The organism is Mesorhizobium sp. M1399 (assembly GCF_040317735.1).
Taxonomy (GTDB): domain Bacteria; phylum Pseudomonadota; class Alphaproteobacteria; order Rhizobiales; family Rhizobiaceae; genus Mesorhizobium.
Genome location: NZ_JAMYKZ010000023.1, coordinates 1 through 20268, shown reverse-complemented (window position 1 = coordinate 20268; position 20268 = coordinate 1). Strand labels below are relative to the sequence as shown.

Here is a 20268-nt window from a genome sequence, read left to right as displayed (position 1 = left end):
CCTCTGCAGTCATGTTTTATAGACAACTCGCGGCGGCTTGGCAGTCGATGCTCTTCAAGGCGGGGCCGATCGATCGCACTCGCAGCCCATTGTTCTTCTCCGCCACTGACCATCGAATCTAGGTGGATCGTCCGCCTCCGCCCCGCACCATTTGAGCGCGATAGGTAAGCGATCGCTGATGCCCCAGATATGTGCCGGGCGGGCTTCAATGACGGGGATGGCGAAAAACTGAGTGCTCGGGTTTCCGGGCCGAGCTTGTCGGCCGCTCAATCGAAAGCGTCATTTGAGGCGCTTTCTCTCCCGCGTGTAACTGGAAGACACGCTCGTCCAGTTCCTTGTCTACTTCCGTGAGACGATGATTGAGGCGAAGGTAGTCGGTCCAGGTCGGCGTGCGGAACGTTTCTGTCCACTGCATAGGCTTCTGAAGGTTGCGCTGGAGCGTCCAGTTCCGAGCACCGACGCGGCTGTGTACATGACGCCGCTGCCGCATGAGGTCGAGGAAGGCCTCGACATTTCTCTCGGCTATCAGATATTCGATCTTGACCACGATCGGGCCGCTTCTCGGCTTCAAACTGAGAGCGACAGCTGGGGCGTCGAATTCCTCCAAAGGATCGGGCTCGGACTCGCGGCGCTCGCGAAGAGGAAACAGAACGCCGGCTGCAGCAACGAGCAGCAGGGCCGCAGCGGAACCCTCTAGCGCCCAGGTCAGCGAATGGTTCTGGGAAACGGTGCCCCACACCCAGCTGCCGGCCGCTATGCCGCCGTCTATCAATGCATAGTAGATGGAGATCGTGCGCCCCACGACCCAGCGCGGGCTTGCCAGCTGCACGCTCACGCCAACCCCGGACCAGGCGGTGACCCAACCCGCGCCGCCCAAAGCAAGTGCAATTGCCGCCACCGCAATCGAAGAGGTCAGTGCCAGGGAAAGCGAGCACGCCGCGCAGGCGACGCAGGAGAGCCTCATCAGCCGCTCCTGCGACAAGCTCCGTCTGAATGTGCTGTTGGAGATGCCAGCGAAGACGGCGCCGGTCCCGAAGCCGGCCATGAGCGAGCCATAGGCGAGCGGTCCTCCTCCCAACTGATCGCGGACAACCAGCGGCAGCAGCGCGAGTATGGCGATGCTCGCCAGGCCAAAGAGGGTTCCGCGAGCGATCGCCGCCTTGATTTCCGATGACATCGCCGTGAAGCGCAGCCCATCATAGATCGCCGTCCTCATCGGCTCACGCGGCAGAGGCGAAGAACGAACCTTCCACTTGCAGCGCCATATGGTGGCCAGAGGGACCAGGTAGGTGAGCGTGGTCACGGCGAAAGCCGTCATAAGCCCAAACGAGGCAACCACGATGCCGCCGAGTGCCGGGCCCACAGTCCTTACAGTGTTGAAACCGACGGAGAGCAAGGTGACGGCCGCGGGAACATCGCGTCGGTCCACGATATCGCCGACAGACGCTTGCCAGGCTGGATCGTTGAGAGCGCCACCAGATGCGATCAAAAAGCTGAAGCCGAGGATCATCCACGGATTGACAAAGCCCAGCGCCACGGACGCGGTCAGCATCGCGGAGGCAATCACCATAAGGCAGCGACCGGCGAACATGACCCGGCGCCGGCTGAAATTGTCGGCGAGAACTCCGGCGAACACGGATAAAATGAAAGCGGGGAGGTTCGATGAAGCCTGCACCAACGCAACCATCAGATCGGAAGTCGAGATCGTTGCCATCAGCCAGCTGATGGCAACAGTCTGCATCAACCAGCCGAGAGAAGAGACCTGGGTGGCGAGCCAGATCGAACGAAAGGTCGGCTGCATGAGGGGCGCAAACGTTGTCGGCGCAGCCAAATCTTCAACTGACCCAGCCACCCTACTCATTTTTTGCGAGCCTTTGCTTTCCGTTATTGGCCGTCTCGCATGTAATCTCGACTGAACCGTGGCGGCTGGCAACATTGAGAGAAACTGTTTTTGCTTCCGACGAATGCGGCCACAGTTCCTTCTGACCAGTGTTTTGCGACCGAGACGCATGCCCGAGCCGGCTCACCTCACCTTCGAAGACATCACCTGGGTGGAACCCGGATTCTTGCTTGTCGTTTGACGCACCATGCTTCGTCAACGGGCACTTTGCTGAGCGATGCCTTTTCCCGAGACGCGACCATGTTCTTTAGTTGAAAACTCACTCACCAGCGGCGTTCGATGCGCTGAGTGTGGCTTTGGGGAGAGTGAGGACGCTTGCAGATCTTTGACAGGATCGATTCGCTGATTGACGCAGAAGATTGCCGGGCCGCGATCGAAGAGGCGCGCGCCTTGCTACTTCAATTCGAACAAAGGTCTGATGCGCTCACACATGCGATCGACGACTTTCTGCTCGATCTCATGACATTGGCTTTCATGACGTAAGGTCAATTTATAGATTTCTGGCTAGGGCCAGAACAGAAATGACAATTGCCCAATCTCAAGACAAGTTGCCTGTCCAATTTCAGCAGACCGCTATCTGAATCAGCATGGGCCCCCGTCTTATTGCGCAAAAAAGCACAGCGGAATTCTGTCGCGCCCGTATGGAGCGGCGCTAGGTCCCAGGGGCGGGCTTTCCTGAAACCCCAGCCTGGGTGCCAGCCTTGAGGCGGCCGCTGCCGCAATGGCGACGCTGAGTGGTGCGCGGGTGCCGGTAGAGGAAGAGGGCGGGCGTGTTGCGGTGGCGGGTAAAGGTCCGGGAGAGAGGCTCCCGGCGCCCGCCAAGGAGCAACACCCATGACCCAGATGGAAATTCTTGCGCCCAAGCGCAACGAGCGTGCCGGTTACAAGGTCGACGTCAGCCGCGGCCAGCGTATTGGCCGCGTGTCGTCAGAATGGTTCAACCGGCCGGCGGACGAGCGATACCTGTCGCTCAACGACCTTGGAAATGCCGTGAAGAGCCGGTCGGAGCGCAGCAAGACCCGCATCGTCGAAAGTGAGCTGATCCGCGTCGAGGCCAGCCGCGACGATCCGGAGCGCCTAAGGCTAATGCTGCCCGATGCGCCTGCCCCTGTTGCCCCCACGCATTGGAGTTTTGGCCAACTCGCCAGCCTGGTCGGCGCACCGGCCACCTATCTGCGGCAGCTTCCAGCCCCGCTCGCCGCGATTAATCTCCAGCACGGTCTCCTCAACCACCGCGCCGAGCAGGTGAAGACGCTGGAAATCGAGAACGGACGCCTTGAGCTGCGAGCCGTAACCGGTCCGGACTACGGCAGGATTTTCGATGAAGAGTTGATCGACGCCGTGCAGAAGATTGCCGGCAACGGTACCGGCGACACGCGCTGGAAGGTGCCGGGAGTCCTCGACTGGTCGACAGGTATCTACAATCCGCACGTCGACATCTCCCGCGACACCACGACGCTCTACGCGTCAGATCGCGATGTCTTTGTGTTCCTCGTCGACGATCTGAACCCGATCGAGGCCGGGCAGCTGCCAAATGGGGAACCGGATCTCTATTTCCGCGGCTTCTACTGCTGGAATTCCGAAGTCGGCGCCCGCACCCTCGGGATCGCCAGCTTCTATCTGCGCGCAGTGTGTCAGAATCGAAATCTGTGGGGCGTCGAAGATTTCGAGGAAATCACCATCCGCCATTCAAAATACGCGGCCTCCCGTTTCGCCCTGGAAGCCGAGCCGGCGCTGATCCAGTTTGCCGATTCCTCGCCCATGCCGTTCGTCAACGGCATCAAGACGGCGCGGCAACGGATCGTTGCCAGAGACGACGAAGATCGCCAGGGCTTCCTGCGCAAGCGGGGCTTCTCCAAGTCCGAGACCACCAAGATTATCGATACGGTGCTGCTTGAGGAAGGCCGGCCGCCAGAATCGATTTTCGATTTCGTGCAGGGCATCACGCGGGTCGCACGCGACAAATCGCATCAGGATGTTCGTCTGGAGATGGAGGGTAGGGCTAAGAAGCTTCTCGATTTCGCCGCCTGATCCGGCACAGGCCGGCAGCGAATTCTCGCCGCCGGCCTCGCCTCCGGGCCGTCTCCATTAATCCCAGCGCGGTCCTCCGAAGCAAGAGGACCGCGCCTTTTTCGTGGGAGAAGCCGGCGACGCCAACATGGATCCTTGGGGCGGCTCCGGTCGCATCGAGATCCGCGAGCGGGGCCAGGTCGGCGTGAGGCCTGGAGGCAGAGGGGGGAGGGGAGGGTTGCTGACGGGCTTGGAGGTTCGGGGAGAGGCCCCGGGCCGCCCGTCACGGAGAACCTGGCCATGGCAAAGAACGCCATTCAGAAGATCGCGATGAACGCCGCGGAGAATATTCCCTATGACAAGCTGATGCTGTCGCAGAAAAACGTCCGGCGCATCAAGGACGGCGTGTCGATTGAGCAGCTGGCCGAAGACATCGGACGGCGAAAGCTGATCCAGAGCCTGAACGTCCGTCCCGTGCTCGACGGCGAGGGCGAGGAGACCGGCACGTACGAGGTGCCCGCCGGCGGCCGGCGTTATCTCGCGCTCGGCATCCTCATCAAGCAAAAGCGCCTGGCCAAGAATGAGCCAATCCCCTGCATCGTCAATCGTGGGCAGGAAACCTCGGCCGAGGAGGATTCGCTTGCCGAAAACCTGCGGCGCGCCGACTTGCACCCGCTCGACCAGTTTCGGGCCTTCAAGACGCTCAGCGATCAGGGCCTCGATCCCGACGAGATCGGCGCCCGCTTCTTCGTATCGCCGGCGACAGTGAGACAGCGCCTGCGGCTGGCCTCGGTGTCACAGAAGCTTCTCAATCTCTATGAGAAGGATGAAATCCGGCTCGAACAGATCATGGCGTTCTCGATCTCGGATGATCATGCGCGTCAGGAGCAGGTCTGGGAGCGGATTGCCAGCTCGCACACGCAGGAACCCTACTACATCAGGCGCCTGCTGACGGAGACGACGGTGCGGGCCGATGATCGCCGCGCCGTCTATGTCGGCGCCGAAGCCTATGAAGCAGCTGGCGGCGTCATCCTTCGCGACCTGTTCGAGCAGGATTCTGGCGGTTGGTTCCAAGATGCGGCGCTCCTCGAGCAGCTTGTCTTCGACAGGCTGAAGGTGGATGCCGAGGCGATCCGCGCCGAAGGCTGGAAATGGGTCGAGGCGGCGATCAGCTTTCCCTATGGCCACACCTCCGGCATGCGGCGCATCTACGCCGAGGCGCAGGAGCTCAGCGCTGAGGAGATCGAACGCTACGACGCGCTGAAGGCCGAATACGACAAGCTGGATGCGGACTATGCCAAGGCCGAGGATGCGGATGAAGCAATCGAGGCGAAGCTCGACCAGTTGGGTTCCGAGCTCGATGCGATCGATGATCGTCCTCAAAGCTACGATCCCGCCCAGAAGGCCATTGCCGGTGTGTTCGTTACGCTTGCCGCGGACGGCAAGCTCCAGGTCGACGCCGGTTTCGTGCGGTCCGAGGACGAGCCGCGGACCGAAACCGGCGATGTCGATGAGGGCGAGGAAGGGGGCTCCGACGGCGAAACCCGATCCAATGGCGACGACGATGGCGATGGTGTTGTCGTCAACGGCAAACCGGTGCACGACGGTTCGGGCGACGACGACGGCGAGGACGATGGCATCAAGCCACTGCCCGATCGGCTCGTCTTCGACCTGACCGCGCAGCGGACGCTGGCGCTACGCAACGCGCTCGCTGGTGACGTCGACATCGCCTTCGTCGCCGCACTCCATGCCTTCGTCCTGCAGGTCTTCTATCGCTTCGCGCCGAACACGTGCCTGGAGATCAGCCTGAAGAGCGGCAGCTTCGGCCAGGTCGACGGTCTTGCCGAGACATCCTGGGCCAAGGAGATCGCCGAGCGGCACGAAGCCTGGGACCGCGATTTGCCCGATGAGGCGGATGGCCTTTGGGACTTCCTTCTCGGCCTCGATGAAGCAAGCCGCAAGGCGCTGTTCGCGCACTGCGTCTCGCTGACCCTCAATGCGGTGGTCGAACCCTGGAACAGGCGAGCGAAGGCGCTCGAGCATGCAGACGTGCTTGGCCGCTCGCTGCAGTTCGACATGGTCGACGCCGGCTGGACGCCTACCGTCGAGTTCCTCGGGCGGCTCACCAAGGCGCGGATCCTGCAGGCTGTCCGTGAAGCTCGTGGCGCAGACTCCGCGCAGCTGATCGACCACATGAAGAAGGACATCATGGCCCGTGAAGCCGCCCGTCTTCTCGAAGGATCAAGCTGGCTGCCGGAGCCGCTGCGCGTTGATGTCGATGAAGTGTCTGGCGATGCAGGCGACGCGGCCGCCAGCGAGATGTCGGAGGACGCGGCTATCGACGGCGATGCCGCGGAGCTGCCGGCCTTCCTCACCGACGATGCGGATCCGTCCTCCGATGAGCCGGTGACCATCGACGGCGACGAGCCCGACCACCTCCAGGCCGCCGAATAACCGGCCTCACGCTCGCACCGGGCCCGGCACTCCCGCCGGGCCCAATCCAGTTCCAACTCACTCTCAAGCCCGGGATCGCCATCGCGACCCCGGGCGCCATCGGATCGACCATCCCGCCCACGAGTACACCTGCCGTCAGATAACGGCGGATGAGCCGGAGCAGAGATCGGTCCTGCACCCGTTTGGCCACCAGACCCATCAGGATGTCGTGGTTCACCCGATCGAAGAATTTCTCCAAATTCGTTTCATGGAGATCGACATGTTCGACTGGAACAGAAGCTGCTCCTACGACGAGCAGCAGAAGAGACGTTTCCACACGATAGCCCGTTCACGGCTGAAGAAACTCGCCGCCGAACTTGCCCTGCCGCAGGGAAGCTTTGACCTGCGCTCGAACAAGGCGGGCATAGCCGTTTCCGGTGAAATTACCCTGCACCATGACCGCGCCTACATCCAGGTCGGCCAGTTCGGTTTGTCCTCAGGTCACGGCATCCTGATCCGCACCTGCAAGGGCCGCAAGGACTATACTGGCGGGGCCAACCACTTCGTTGCGCTCGGCATGCTGGACGACATCCCGGCGCTCGCCGCCGCCGTCCGTGCCATCACCGGGGTTGGTCGAAACGCTTCGCGTTCCTCCGAACGACGCGCCGCCTGAACCCCTGCAAACCCCATCATCGCCGATGCACGCGCCGGCCGCGGGCTCGGCCCGTCGCCAACCACAACACACCAAGCAGTTGCCATGGCGCGGCGATGCCGCGCGTGGCCGACTTGCCTTCAGGAGAACCCCATGACCGCACATCCACCCTTCAGGAAGGTGCTCGACGGCGTCGCCACCCGCGAACAGATGTTCCAACTGTTCAGCCGTCACAAAGACACTCCCGGTATCGATCCGCTTTCCGGCACTCCCTATTCAGGCGAGTGGTTCGAGATCAACGCGTCAGAATATCATTTCATGCTCGATTTGCTGCCGCCGCTCTTCATGCGCACCGGCATGTTCGGAATGTCTGAGTATAAGGCCGGCAACGTCACCAGCGTATTCTTCGCGATCCGGATCCGGGGCCGCGAACGCTGGTTTCATGGCTTCTGCGATCTCACGGATCGGCAGTCGCCAGACAAGATGCGCGCCGCCATCATCGCCCACGAGACCGGCGCGAGCGACAGCATGACCCGCTCGGAAAAGCTCGAGGCGATCTGGAACATAACCCCTGTCGAACTCAGGGGGACCGCCCGCAACGCAGACCCCGAGACCGGGTGGGCCGAACATCGCGGCAAACGCACGATTCTCGTCAACGCCGGAAGGCATGATGCTGCCTTCAAGCTGCTCGATGATCTGTCGGATCTCGAGATCGACGAGTTCCTGTCCAAAGTGCGGGTGCGTCGGAGCTAACGAAGAAAGACGACGATGGGCATATAAGAATCGCGCTTCGGCGGCGAAGCGTCTCCATCACGGTGACTTACTTTGGCTCAATGGATGCACCGGCGTACAGCCCATCCTCAAGCTGTTGAGACATGCCAGACCGTATGGCCAACTGCCCCGAGGATACAAGCATCCGGCCCTCAGCAAAACTTGGGGTCAGTGCCTGCCACGCGGGAGGTATCCGGCATTGCGTAAAGCGCCGATGAACAGGCTGGCCGGGCCGGCGATACTCGTCCTGGCCTGCGTTGCGAGCGGCAGCGTGTTCCAGTCCTCCAATGGAACGATGAAGGAGGAGAAAGTGCCATTGACCATGCAATGGCTAGTCAATAAGCCTTGCTTATCCAGTACCACAACGCCTGTCTGATTGCTTGGATACCGGATGGCGGCGACGCGCTGAAATTCCATGTCGCCATCAATGCGCAAATTGAAAAGCAGTACGCCGTGTGTTCTGTGGGCGATTTCTTCGACTTTTTCCGCGAAAGGAACAGAAAGCGCACGAACGCTGTCGACCGCCATCCCGAAAACAAGCGGGTCCAGCTCATCCGCCGCCATGAGAAGATTAGTTCCCAAGAAAACAAGGATTGCAATCGCTCCAGCCGGACTGTGCACAGTCATCGCACACCGCCGTCTAGACGCCTTAGCATCGCGTGTATGGATGCAGCTCTGAACATCCACCTCTCAGTATGGATGTTTTGCCCCGGATTGAGCCGGTCGCCAAAGGCCCATGAGACATGGCTTGCTCGTTGCCTCGCTTCTCCGATAAAGCACGGCGAGAGCGACAGATGCCTTCGCTTCCGATACTCGCAAACACGAACAGCGGCTTGGTTTGCAAGTCGTCTACATCAAGGAACACAGTATGAAGCGCCAGATCCGGCCATTTGTTGTGGAAGTGAAACAGAAGCGCGGCAAGCAAAAGTCAACCCATTCGATCTGGGGTGGTCTCGACCTGTCCAAAATTGTCACGGAAATGACGCAGCCGGCTGACGGTGCTCAGTCGCCAAATTCAGAGGTTATTGACTTCAGTATAAGAGCCATTGATGCTGAAGGAGGGGATAAACCAAAAGCGGAGCATATTATGGCCGATTTTCAGGACGCTCAGACTGTTCAGACGACAGTAGCGCCAGCCAAGGTGGAAGTGCCTGAATCCAAGAAGAAAGTTCCGCGAGCAAAGAAGGCGAAGGCAGAGCTCGAAAAGCCGGTCCGCAAGAACGGAGCGAAACCTGCGGCCCAGGCGGCGGAAGCTCCCGTGGCAGCGAAGACCGCCCGCAAGACATATTCTGAGAAGGAACGCGCCCAGAAGCTTGCCCAGATCGAGAAATCGATCGCGGGCGGCGCGACCAGCAAGATTGCGGTCGGCGGGGCCGGCATATCGGAGCAGACCTACTATTATTGGAAGAGGGCTGCCGCACCTTCTTCAGACAGCGGCGATCTTCGCGATCTTGTCGCACTCGAAGAAGAAAACAAGCGCCTCAAGAACCTGCTGGCCGACCGTCTGCGCAAGGAAAATGCCGAGCTCAAGAAGAAGCTGGGCCTGGCCTAAGGCATACTGAAGCATCGACGGAAATTCCGCCGACGCTCAGAGCGGTAGCGGCGGCATATCGCCTTCGCCGACCCGCCACACCCAGGAGCCGATCTCCGGACGCGTGGCGATCATTTCGTCGAGCGACGCCTCGAACGCTTCGTCCGCACCGGCCGGAACGACAAAGAGCGCTATCGGCTCGTCCCTGTTCTGAAGCAATGCGTTGGCGATCGGCTGGTCGGGTTGCAGGTCAAAGCGCAATCCCTTCACGCTCTTCTCACGAACGCGGGCGAGCCCATCGACGAGCCTTTTCTCCGGGATCGTCTCGTAGGGAATCCAGTTTTCGGACACCACCATCAACGCGACCTCCTCGACAATGGCGAGGCCGGCCGGGTTCAGTCCGAACGTCGCGATCGTCATGAGATGCGAGCTGGAATCCGCTGCCCACAACGACAATTCTTTCTCAAATCGCACCTGCAAGCGGCGATGCAATGCATCGTCGATCATGAAGGGAAAACCGGGCAAATGCCTGATGACGAGTTTCTGACCGGAGCGGGCGGGCACGATCTCCTTCACCTCGCCGACCAGGACGAGCAACTTTCGGGGACCGGATTTCGGCGGGAGCGCCGTGCCGAGAACCGCGTTGCGACGCTGTTCGATGGCTTCCTTGTTCTCGGCGCGAAACGGCTCGGGCACGAACAGGATATCCGCGAGCGGTCCGCCCCTCACCGTCATTTGCCCGGCAGCCTCGAGCAGATGCCAGCGGACATTCCACCAATGTCGCTTGCCGGCCCATCGGGATGTCCAGACCGTCAGTTCGGCCTCGTGCCAGAGATAATGAAGCAGGCCACGCAGCGACATCCCCCTGGGATCGGCGGTTACGCTGGCGGAACTTTGCCCCGCAGGCACGGACGCTGCCCGGCTCCCCGTCTTGGACAGGCTGAAGTCCAATTTGAGGGCCGCCATGCCGCTTTGCGGATCGAGCTTTATCGCGCTGCCCATCAAGGCGCCCAGACCGGACAGTTCGTAAGGTGATTCATAGGAATCACAGGATGGATCATGTCCGCCGCCGCTCAGCGGCATGCGCTTGATCAGGTGAAGGTCGCCGATGCGGGCGATATACATCGGGCAGCCTGGCTCGCGGCACAGGCACAGCGGACGCTCGGTGCGGGCATAGGCGCTCGCCAACGCCGCCTGCAGGTCAGGCGCTGCCCCCTCGTAAACCTCACTGCCAATTCTGAACCGTCGCATCACCTCCGCCGCTCCAGGTCGCCGCCGCATCCCTGTGCGCGCATTCAAGTCATGGCTTTGCGCAGAGCGCAACCCATTTGGTGCATCGGCGCCAGAGGCAGAGGGGAGCCGGGAGGAATGCGGCCCGGCTGGCGCGCAGAGAGTGTCGGCGCGGGCGCCTCTCCCCTCTCGCGAAGGACATCTCCATGAACATCGTTTCGACCACAGCTGCCGCTCCCCTCGACGCGCCGAGGCACGTCCCCATCAACAACGCCCAGGCGATCTATCAGGCGGCAATGCGGCTTCTGCCGTTCCTCGAGCAGGGCAAGTCTGTCACCACTGCGGAACTGCGCACCACCATGACGACAAGTTTTGGCGGCAGCGATGCGCAAGGGTTCTGGGTCTGGAAAGACGCCTATGAGGCGCTCGAAACCGCCCAGGTGCTGTTTCTGCGCCGGTTCGGAGCAGCGATCCTGTCCCGGTCCACCACGCCGCAGGCGACGCTGGCGATGATGAAGCGCATCGCCGAACTTCTTCCCACTCATACGCGACGGTCCGACGAGAGCCAGGCCATGCAGCAGCTCTCCACGCCCTTGCCGCTGGCCTTCGTCACGGCGCACGCCGCGGCGATCTCATCTTGCGACCTCGTTCTCGAACCCTCGGCCGGCACCGGTCTGCTCGCCGTCCATGCCGAGATGGCGCGCGCCTCGATCGCTCTCAACGAGCTTTCAGCGACACGCGCCGATCTCCTCGGCCTTCTGTTCCCGCGCGTTCCCGTCTCGCGGCACGACGCCGCCCATATCGACGATCATCTCGACGCGGCCATGGAGCCGTCCGTCGTGCTGATGAATCCACCCTTCAGCGTCGGCGCATATGTCGACGGCCATGTCGCCGATGCCGCATGGCGGCACCTCTCTTCCGCATTCGCACGCCTGCTTCCGGGCGGACGCCTCGTTGCCGTCACCGGCTCCGGGCTGTCTCCCGAAAACTCCAAATGGCGGCCGGCCTTCGAACGGTTGCAGCAGCAGGGCACCACCGTCTTCACCGCAGCGATCGACGGCCGTGTCTACGCCCGCCATGGGACGACGGCTGAGACCCGCTTGACCATCATCGACAAAGTTCCTGCTAACGACCCAACCAGCTTCTCCGGCTCGCCGGGCAAGGCCACGGATGTCGAAACGCTGCTCTCCTGGATCACGGATCTGCCGCCCCGGACACCGGGCGGCTTTCCGGACTCGATCGGTACATTGTCCAACGGCATCGTGCGCAATGCCGCCATGCACATTGCCCAATCGGGAGCGAGAGCCGCACCCCTCGGTGCCTCAACGGCTGCTCCGAAGGCCATCCAATCGGTCCGCCCGACTGCGCGGGCGAAGCCCGCCCGCCAGGTCATGGCAAACAGCACGCCGGCTGTCCCCCTCGCCTATGAGCTGCGCGACTGGATGCCGGAGGAGGGCGGCCGGCTCACCGACACGATCTACGAACCCTATGCGCTCCAGTCGATTGACATTCCCCGCGCGAAACCGCATCCGACGTCGCTCGTGCAGTCGGCCGCAATGGCCGCCGTCGCGCCGCCAAAGCCTTCCTATCGGCCGCTTCTTCCTGATGCGATCATCGACGAGGGCCTGCTGTCAGACGCCCAACTCGAAAGTGTCATCTATGCCGGCGAAGCCCATTGCGGCCATCTCACCGGCGCCTGGACTGTTGACGAGACCTGCGATGTCGTCTCCGCCGCGCCAGAAGGTGCTGAGAACGCGGTCCGCTTCCGCCGCGGATGGTTTTTGGGTGACGGAACCGGCTGCGGCAAGGGACGGCAGGTCGCCGGCATCATCCTCGACAATTGGCTACAGGGCCGCCGCCGTGCGATCTGGATTTCCAAGTCGGACAAATTGCTGGAAGACGCCCAGCGCGATTGGGCAGCACTCGGCCAGGAAAAACTTCTCGTGCAGCCACTCTCGCGCTATCGGCAGGGCACGCCGATCCGCCTTGCCGAGGGCATCCTGTTCACGACCTACGCGACCCTGCGCTCGCAAGAGCGGGAGGGCAAGAAATCCCGGATCGCCCAGATACTCGACTGGGTCGGCCAAGAGGCCAGGAGGGACGAAGGCCCGACGGGGAACAGAGGAAACTTGGCGGGGAGGCCCGAAAGCCAGACAGGGATTAAAGAAAGCCAGACAGGGATTGGAGAAAACCCGTCGGGGGCGAAAAAATCTTTCGATGGCGTCATCGTCTTTGACGAGGCCCACGCCATGGCTAACGCCGCTGGCGGCAAAAGTGAGCGTGGCGACGTCGCGCCCTCGCAACAGGGCAGGGCGGGACTGCGGCTGCAGCACGCGCTGCCCGATGCCCGCATTGTCTACGTCTCCGCGACCGGTGCGACCGCCGTCGAGAACCTCGCCTATGCGCAACGTCTCGGCATCTGGGGCAGCGAGGATTTTCCATTCGCCAACCGTGCCGAATTCGTCGCCGCGATCGAGGACGGCGGTGTCGCGGCGATGGAAGTGCTCGCCCGCGATCTCAAGTCGCTCGGCCTCTATACAGCGCGTTCGCTTTCCTATGACGGTGTCGAATACGACCTGCTCGAGCACGCGCTGACCGAGGAGCAGATCCGCATCTACAACGCCTATGCCGACGCCTTCCAGGTCATTCACAACAACCTGACCGCCGCACTCGAGGCGACCAACATCACCAGCGAGTCCGGCACGCTGAACCGCAACGCAAAATCGGCGGCGCGCTCGGCCTTTGAAAGTACCAAGCAACGTTTTTTCTCGCATTTGATCACCTCGATGATGACGCCGACTCTGATCGGCGCGATTGAGCAGGATCGGCTCGAAGGTCATTCGGCAGTCGTGCAGATCGTTTCGACCGGCGAGGCGCTGATGGAACGACGCCTTGCCGAGATCCCGACCGAGGAATGGTCGGACCTGCATGTCGACGTCACGCCGCGGGAGTATGTCGGCGGGTACTTGATGCATTCCTTCCCCATCCAGCTGTTCGAGGAATACTCGGACGCCGAAGGCAATGTGTATTCGCGGCCTGTGCACGACGAAGATGGCAACCCGGTCCAGTGCCGCGAGGCAGTTCGGCGGCGCGACGAGATGGTCGAGCGGCTTGCGTCGTTGCCGCCGGTCGGCAGTGCCCTTGACCAGATCATCCATCACTTTGGCACCGACACGGTTGCCGAGGTGACCGGCCGCTCGCGCCGCATCGTCAAGAAATCCGGCCGCGACCGTATCGACCGGCTGGCCGTGGAAAACCGCGCCGGCTCGGCCAATCTGGCCGAGACCCAGAGTTTCATGGATGACGACAAGCGCGTTCTGGTCTTCTCCGACGCCGGCGGCACTGGCCGCTCCTACCACGCTGATCTCGGTGTCAGGAACCAGAGGCTGCGCAAGCACTATCTGCTCGAGGCCGGCTGGCGCGCCGACAACGCCATCCAGGGTCTCGGTCGGACCCATCGCACAAATCAGAAGCAACCGCCGCTGTTCCGGCCCATGGCCGCCAATGTAAAGGCCGGCAAGCGCTTCCTGTCGACGATCGCACGCCGGCTCGACACGCTGGGCGCGATCACGCGCGGTCAGCGCCAGACCGGCGGGGCAGGGCTGTTCCGTGCCGAAGACAATCTCGAAAGCGCCTACGCCCGAGCGGCGCTGCGGCAGTTCTATCATCTGCTGCACCAGGGCAAGATCGAGGGCTGCTCGCTCACGACCTTCGAGACGGTGACCGGGCTGTCGCTGACGAGTGACGACGGCGGATTGCGGGACGAGCTGCCGCCAATCACGACCTGGCTCAATCGCCTGCTGGCGTTGCGCATCGAAACCCAGAACCTGCTGTTCGAGGTGTTCGAGCAACTGATGGCAGCAAAGATCGAAGGCGCCATCGCCGCCGGCAATTATGACAAGGGTCTGGAGACGATCACGGCGGAGAGCATCGTCGTCACTGATCGTAGGACCGTCTATACCCATCCGGTCTCCGGCGCCCAGTCGCACGTGCTCACCGTCGCGCGCAAGGACCGCATCCGGCCGCTCGGGCTGGTCGACGCGCTGGCCATCGTCCGGGCGGAGCCCCAATCGGTTCTGCTGGTGAACGCCCGGTCCAGCCGTGCGGCGATCCGGCTGCCGACGGCGAGCTTGATGCTCGACGACGGCACGATAGAACACCGCGTGCGGCTGCTGCGGCCGACCGACGAGCTGCGCTTCGGTCTCGACGCCCTTGCCGAAACCCACTGGCAGCCGACCGACCGAAACCTGTTCCGCGAGCTTTGGCAGGCAGAAATCGACGCCGTCCCGGAGTTCACCACCAGCACTTTCCACATCGTGACGGGTCTGCTGTTGCCGATCTGGCGGCGGTTGCCAGACCATGATTGTCAGGTCTACCGGATCCAGACCGATGCCGGCGAACGCATCATCGGGCGTCACATCGCCCCGACGCTTGTCGCCACCATGTTCCGCAATCTGGGGCTCGACGATGTACCCAAGCTCGCGCCGGAAGATGCCTGGACCGGGCTTGTCGACGGACGGATCGGACTGCAACTCGCCGATGGCCTGATTCTGCGCCGCGGCCGCGTCATGAACGACTACCGTGTCGAATTGATCGGCTTCACCGACGCCATGGTTCCGCGGCTGAAGGCGCTGGGGCTGATCTCCGAGATCATCTCCTGGAAGCTCCGGCTGTTCATCCCAACGTCCGCGCAAGGGTCTGCCATCCTCGCCGCGCTCCTCGACCGCCATACGCTGGTTGGCGTCACCGACCGCACCTCGGCGGCTTGAGGGAGCTGATGATGACCGGCTCGGCCTCAGAGCTGGCACGCCGCCTTGGCGATCATGCCGAGGCGGTGTGCCGCGAATATCTCTCCAACGGCCATCGCTCCGGCAATTACTGGATGGTCGGCGATGTCCGCAACACGCGCGGCCGTTCCATGCATGTGCGGCTGAAAGCCAACGCGAAAGGCCCGGCGGGTAGGTGGGTCGACGAGGCGACGTCTGAGTTTGGCGATCTGCTCGATGTCATCCGAGAAAGCTGCGGTCTTGTTGATTTCCGTGACGTCGCGGATGAAGCGCGTCGCTTCCTCTCCGTGCCGCTGCCACCGCCCCACGCTCCTGGCGCGCAACGCCAGCCTGCCGCGGCACCCGGCTCGCCTGACGCGGCGCGTCGCCTGTTCGCCATGTCGCAGCCGATCGCCGGCACGTTGGCCGAACGATACCTCGCCGGCCGCGGCATCCTGCTTTCCGCGCATGAGCGTGCCGTGCGCTTCCATCCCGGCTGCTACTGCAGGGATCTCGTGACGGGCGAGACGCAGACCCTACCTGCGCTCATTGCCGCTGTCACCAGCCTCGACGGGCGTATCACCGGCCTACAACGCACCTGGCTTGATCCTTCGGGTCAGGGCAAGGCGCAACTCGCGGATCCACGCCGTTCGCTGGGGAATCTCCTTGGCAACGGCATCTGGCTTGGCCACCAGCCCGGTGCGCCCGTCTCGGTCATGGCCGCCGGCGAGGGGTTCGAGACGATGGCGTCGCTTAAGGTGGTGATGCCGGCGCTGCCGGTTGCCGCCGCCACTTCGGCCAATCACCTCGCCGGCCTGACCTTCCCGCTTGGCTGCCGTCGCCTCTATATCGCGGCCGATGCCGATGCCGCCGGCCGGCACGGCATCGAGCGTCTCAGCCAGCGAGCCGGCCAAGCCGGGATCCTCGCCCTGGTGTTGCGGCCGCAGCTCGGCGATTTCAACGACGACCTGCGTCATCTCGGCCCGGCCCATCTCGCAGCATGGCTCAGTGACCAGCTCGTCCCGGAGGATGCCCGTCTCTTCCTGCCGCCCGGATGAATGGGTCGGGCCGGCACGCGGGCCGGCGCGGCGTCGCCGGACAGCCTGCAGACATGGCGGCGGTCCACCGGAGAAGCCGCGCCCGCGGCCTGCCTGAGAGGCGACCCCTGCCACCCCCCGGTCACGGCCGCAACGGCTGCGCCGTCCTCCGCTCGCGCTCCGGCCTTCGGTGCGGCCGCGCCCGGCGCGCGGCCGGGATGCGCTGTCAGGCCGCGATAGGCGCGGCCATAACCGACGGAGACACGCCATGACCTACGAGCTTCCTCTCGAAGACGCCTACGAGCCCTACCACGCCTCCTCGCCGACCGACCGCGTCATCCTCGAACTGCAGATGTACGGCCATCGCCCGCATCAGGACGAACCTGATCCTCGGCCACTTCCCGACGACGAAGTGATCCGGGCCGGCCTCGCCGGGATCGTCGAGACCTTCGCCGGCATGCTTGGCGACACCAGGCTCGAACCCGATCTCGACGACCTGCTCTGGTCCTTCGCAAACGTCTTCCACCGTGCCGCCGAGCGCGTCGCCCGCAGCCTCGACCGCAATGAGGAGGCGCAGCGCTCGAGTCAGCAGGAGCAGGACGGATCGGAGGTAAAGTCCGTCGAGCTGGAGCGGCTGACCGCGGAAGGCATCAGCTATATCGAGCGCCGCAATGTGCTCGAAATCATGCGCGATGAGACCGCCGACCTATACGAGGCGCAGACCGGATCGGCATGGCGGCCGCGCACCGGCTCCAAGGTCAGCCACCAGGCGATGACAGCGGCGGTGATCGACTCCAGAGATTTCCTCGCCGCCCGCCGCCACGCCGAAACCGAGGTGCTCGTCCCGGCCGGCACCAAGATCGCCTTCGCCGGCGGCCTCGACTGCAACGATCACGACCGGATCTGGGAGGCGCTCGACAAGGCCCGCGACAAGCATCCCGACATGGTTCTGCTCCACGGCGGCAGCCCGCGCGGCGCTGAGCGTATTGCCGCCTGCTGGGCCGAGAACCGCAAGGTCACCCAGATCGCCTTCAAGCCGGATTGGACCCGGCACGCCAAGGCGGCTCCGTTCCGCCGCAACGACCAGCTTCTCTCGGTGGTGCCTTACGGCCTGATCGTATTTCCCGGCTCCGGCATTACCGAGAACCTTGCCGACAAGGCGCGTCGGCTAGGCATCCCCGTCTGGCGGTTCGCGGAAGGCGGCGCGTGAGCGCCGTTTTCTTGCAAATCCAGACAATCCAGATAATATGGAGATCGATAAGGAGGCCAGCATGCGCCAGTTCACGACCGGAGATCTCAACAAGCAGGTTGGCGACGTCACCGACGTTGCCAGCCGCGAACCCGTTATTCTCACCAAGCACCGGAAACCCCGGTTCGTGCTGATGAGCTACGAGCACTACGAACGGATGCGCATCGGCGGCGATCCCCGCCGCGCATACCATGTCTCCGAGATGCCGGAGGAACATACGGAACTCTTCGCCGCCGAGATCGATCGATTGGCGCGCGGGGAAGGATACGATGATGATCGGTAGATTTCTGCCTGGTCAGGTGATCTCCTACCCGTATCTTTGGGCATGGCAACACGAGCGCGGCGAAACGGAAGGCCGCAAGAGCCGGCCGACCTGCGTGGTCATCGCTGTCCGCGGCGCAAGAGATGGCCTGACCCATCTCGCGCTCCTGGCGATAACCACCCAGCCACCGACCAGCGATCGGGTCGGTTTGGAAGTCTCCGCTATCGAGTGCCGCCGCGCCGGTCTGACCGATCTCAAACGCTGCTGGATCGTGGTTGACGAATACAACTACGATATTGCCGAACGCTCCTGGTACATCGAATCCGACGGTAAGCCCCTCGGTCGTTTCAGCAAGGCGTTCATGATGAAGATCGCAGGCGCCTTTATCGAAGCGCGCAGCGAGGGCCGCCGCGTCAGCCGTCTGGATTGACGTTCTCTTTTCGCGGCCATGCGCTCGATCCAGGACGTGAGCCTCTGGCTGGCCGACAAAGACCACTAGCTCCAAGCGCGAAGCGCCACTAGCCAGATGCGCGTAGCGCCTCCGGCAGCGGCAGGGTCCGGGCGCGCCGGCCTACGGCCGGCCGGGCTCTAGTCGCGGCGCCTCGCCGCTCCCCGAGCCGGCTTTCGCCGTCTCGGCCTTCGGGTGACGATCCCTCTCGCAGGGGCGAGGGAGAGGGCGGCCGGCGCGGGGCGGGGGGCGCTAGAGAGAAGGGAAAGTCACGATGTCGATGATATTCATAGGTGGATCACGCGAGATATTCGAGCTGCCGGAACCTGCCATCGCTCGCATCGGCGCGATCGTCGCTGCAGAGCACGGCGTGCTGATTGGCGACGCGTCTGGGGCCGATGCCGAGGCGCAGGGCCTGCTCGCTGGCTACGGCTACGAACATGTCGGGGTCTTCCATGCGGGCAAGGAACCTCGCAACAATCTGGGCGACTGGGCTGCCTACCATGTCCCGTCTCCTGAAGGCGCTCACGGGTATTGGTTCCACGCTGCCAAAGACCGGGAGATGGCGCGGCGCGCCGACTTTGGCATGATGATCTGGGATGGCGCATCACCCGGGACGGCCGTCAACGTGCTTCGGCTCGCCATCGCGAACAAGCCGTGCGTCATTTACGATCTGGCCAGGGGCAGCATGGCGACGACGTACAATGTGGAAGACTGGTGCGCCATGCTCCGCCATGTCGGTCCGGACATTCGCCGCCAAGCCGAAGCCCGCATGACGCCGGACGAGCGTCGGGCGTTGCCAAGATGATGTACGGGCGGTCCCCCTGACAGCCCGGCGGGTTCAATCAGATATGTTGATCCGGCTCCTCGCCGCCTAATCCACTTGTATGTGCGGACGGAGCCGGCCCCTTTCGAAACCGGTCCACGCGCAGAGCCGCGGGGCGTTGTGCGGATGATCATCTTGACGCTTCTCGCCTTTGAAGCGGGTGCAGGCGTGCCGAACAACATGCTGGCTTGCCGGATCATCCAACCTGACTGCGCGGTATCATCCCCCGAGGGGCGTGAAGGCCGCTGCCAGCCGGCCCCGATCTCGAAACCGCTCTGCCGCAATACCGAACATGCCAAGCGGTTCACGCGCCGGGCTGCTGTTCGATGGGTTGGCGATGTCGACGACATGACCCGAGAGGCTGCAGCATGTTCCAGCGATCCGGCAGCGTAGAGTCGGCCAAGCGATGGCGGCCTGAGTTCTTCTCCTTCGCTCGCATCCGGGGCCATTCCCGTTTCATGTCGCCTTTGTAGACGACCGCCTGCTTTGTGCGGTCAACCCCCGTTGGGGGTACACTCGGCGAAAATTCTGGAAAATTCGATTTCTGTTTTTGTCCGCGGACAGGCGAAGGGCCTGCCCGCTATTTTTCGGCAAATAGAATTTTCCAGAATTTTCGCCGAGATGACCGCAGCAGGACGGCCCTCTCCTTTGGCGCCATCGGGAATGGTCCCGATGCAACCGAAGGAGAACTACCATGGCCACCACGATCGCAAACCTCACCACCAAGTCCGACGGCTCGATGGAAGGCGTCTTTGCCACGCTCCGGGTCAATGCCCCGATCACCCTCATCCCGAACACCAACAAGTCGCGCGAGGACGCGCCGGACTACCGGATCGTCAACAAGCGCACGGGCTTCGAGATCGGAGCCGGCTGGCACCGCACCTCCCAACGTTCGGGCGAGGAGTACCTCTCGGTCAAGCTGGAAGCCCCCGAGATCGGCGTGATCTTCGGCAATCTCGCTCCCGCCCCGGGTGGCGAGGAAAACAAGAAGGTCATCCTCTGGAACAACCCCCAGTGACATCGGCGGGCGGCCCCCGGAAGGGGCCGCGGCCCCCCCCCCAAAAAAGGGTGGAAAAATCGCCGAAAAAAAAAAAGTAACATGGCCCCGCAAACGAAAAAGGCACCCCCCAACCAAACCAGTAAAAAGGGAACC

17 protein-coding genes are annotated in these 20268 nt (G+C 63.0%); 14 read left to right on the top strand and 3 right to left on the bottom strand.

Annotation, left to right across the window (positions count from 1 at the left end):
• Positions 1 to 205: 205 nt before the first annotated feature.
• The gene (locus NKH05_RS28680) at positions 206 to 1861 is read right to left on the bottom strand and encodes an MFS transporter (RefSeq protein WP_353016849.1); all 1656 of its coding nucleotides are present in this window, start codon (positions 1859 to 1861) and stop codon (positions 206 to 208) included.
• 354 nt (positions 1862 to 2215) lie between these two features.
• Here NKH05_RS28680 and NKH05_RS28675 point away from each other — a divergent pair, with 354 nt between their 5' ends.
• The 5 genes from NKH05_RS28675 to NKH05_RS28655 all read left to right on the top strand — a co-directional run bounded on the left by NKH05_RS28675 (position 2216) and on the right by NKH05_RS28655 (position 7748).
• On the top strand, positions 2216 to 2383 hold the full coding sequence (locus tag NKH05_RS28675; RefSeq protein ID WP_352707439.1) for a hypothetical protein: 168 nt from the start codon (positions 2216 to 2218) through the stop codon (positions 2381 to 2383).
• A gap of 351 nt (positions 2384 to 2734) precedes the next feature.
• A complete protein-coding gene (locus NKH05_RS28670; protein WP_353016816.1) occupies positions 2735 to 3931 on the top strand; it encodes a DUF932 domain-containing protein in 1197 nt (398 codons plus the stop codon).
• Between the two features lie 279 nt (positions 3932 to 4210).
• Entirely contained in the window at positions 4211 to 6364 is a 2154-nt protein-coding gene (locus NKH05_RS28665) for a ParB/RepB/Spo0J family partition protein (protein ID WP_352707436.1), read from the top strand.
• Positions 6365 to 6623: 259 nt separating this feature from the next.
• Positions 6624 to 7016 carry a hypothetical protein gene (locus NKH05_RS28660; protein WP_352707434.1) on the top strand — a complete coding sequence of 131 codons (393 nt, stop codon included), beginning with the start codon at positions 6624 to 6626 and terminating at the stop codon, positions 7014 to 7016.
• Between the two features lie 84 nt (positions 7017 to 7100).
• Positions 7101 to 7748: a DUF1419 domain-containing protein gene (locus NKH05_RS28655; protein WP_353026691.1), complete on the top strand. Its 648-nt coding sequence runs from the start codon at positions 7101 to 7103 to the stop codon at positions 7746 to 7748.
• A 186-nt stretch (positions 7749 to 7934) separates the two neighbouring features.
• Here NKH05_RS28655 and NKH05_RS28650 read toward each other — a convergent pair whose 3' ends face one another.
• Positions 7935 to 8393 carry a hypothetical protein gene (locus NKH05_RS28650; RefSeq protein ID WP_353026690.1) on the bottom strand — a complete coding sequence of 153 codons (459 nt, stop codon included), beginning with the start codon at positions 8391 to 8393 and terminating at the stop codon, positions 7935 to 7937.
• A gap of 241 nt (positions 8394 to 8634) precedes the next feature.
• On the opposite strand from NKH05_RS28650, the gene NKH05_RS28645 reads away from it, so the two are divergent.
• Positions 8635 to 9318: a transposase gene (locus NKH05_RS28645; protein ID WP_353016826.1), complete on the top strand. Its 684-nt coding sequence runs from the start codon at positions 8635 to 8637 to the stop codon at positions 9316 to 9318.
• Between the two features lie 36 nt (positions 9319 to 9354).
• Here the strand turns inward: NKH05_RS28645 and NKH05_RS28640 are convergent, their stop codons facing one another.
• The gene (locus NKH05_RS28640) at positions 9355 to 10548 is read right to left on the bottom strand and encodes a DUF1173 domain-containing protein (RefSeq protein WP_353016828.1); all 1194 of its coding nucleotides are present in this window, start codon (positions 10546 to 10548) and stop codon (positions 9355 to 9357) included.
• A gap of 185 nt (positions 10549 to 10733) precedes the next feature.
• Here NKH05_RS28640 and NKH05_RS28635 point away from each other — a divergent pair, with 185 nt between their 5' ends.
• The 8 genes from NKH05_RS28635 (at position 10734) to NKH05_RS28600 (ending at position 20133) form a co-directional block, all read left to right on the top strand.
• On the top strand, positions 10734 to 15296 hold the full coding sequence (locus NKH05_RS28635) for a strawberry notch-like NTP hydrolase domain-containing protein (protein WP_353026689.1): 4563 nt from the start codon (positions 10734 to 10736) through the stop codon (positions 15294 to 15296).
• Positions 15297 to 15307: 11 nt separating this feature from the next.
• Positions 15308 to 16351 carry a DUF7146 domain-containing protein gene (locus NKH05_RS28630; RefSeq protein ID WP_352785801.1) on the top strand — a complete coding sequence of 348 codons (1044 nt, stop codon included), beginning with the start codon at positions 15308 to 15310 and terminating at the stop codon, positions 16349 to 16351.
• 247 nt (positions 16352 to 16598) lie between these two features.
• Entirely contained in the window at positions 16599 to 17540 is a 942-nt protein-coding gene (locus NKH05_RS28625; RefSeq protein WP_353016833.1) for a DUF2493 domain-containing protein, read from the top strand.
• A 61-nt stretch (positions 17541 to 17601) separates the two neighbouring features.
• Positions 17602 to 17862 carry a type II toxin-antitoxin system prevent-host-death family antitoxin gene (locus NKH05_RS28620; RefSeq protein WP_352785795.1) on the top strand — a complete coding sequence of 87 codons (261 nt, stop codon included), beginning with the start codon at positions 17602 to 17604 and terminating at the stop codon, positions 17860 to 17862.
• The gene (locus NKH05_RS28615) at positions 17852 to 18271 is read left to right on the top strand and encodes a hypothetical protein (RefSeq protein WP_352785817.1); all 420 of its coding nucleotides are present in this window, start codon (positions 17852 to 17854) and stop codon (positions 18269 to 18271) included. Before NKH05_RS28620 ends, NKH05_RS28615 begins: the two co-directional genes overlap by 11 nt.
• A gap of 292 nt (positions 18272 to 18563) precedes the next feature.
• The gene (locus tag NKH05_RS28610; RefSeq protein ID WP_352707516.1) at positions 18564 to 19097 is read left to right on the top strand and encodes a hypothetical protein; all 534 of its coding nucleotides are present in this window, start codon (positions 18564 to 18566) and stop codon (positions 19095 to 19097) included.
• A gap of 144 nt (positions 19098 to 19241) precedes the next feature.
• Positions 19242 to 19508: a hypothetical protein gene (locus NKH05_RS28605; protein ID WP_352707514.1), complete on the top strand. Its 267-nt coding sequence runs from the start codon at positions 19242 to 19244 to the stop codon at positions 19506 to 19508.
• A 301-nt stretch (positions 19509 to 19809) separates the two neighbouring features.
• Positions 19810 to 20133, top strand: coding sequence for a DUF736 domain-containing protein (locus NKH05_RS28600; RefSeq protein ID WP_352693587.1), 324 nt, complete (start codon positions 19810 to 19812; stop codon positions 20131 to 20133).
• Positions 20134 to 20268: the final 135 nt, after the last annotated feature.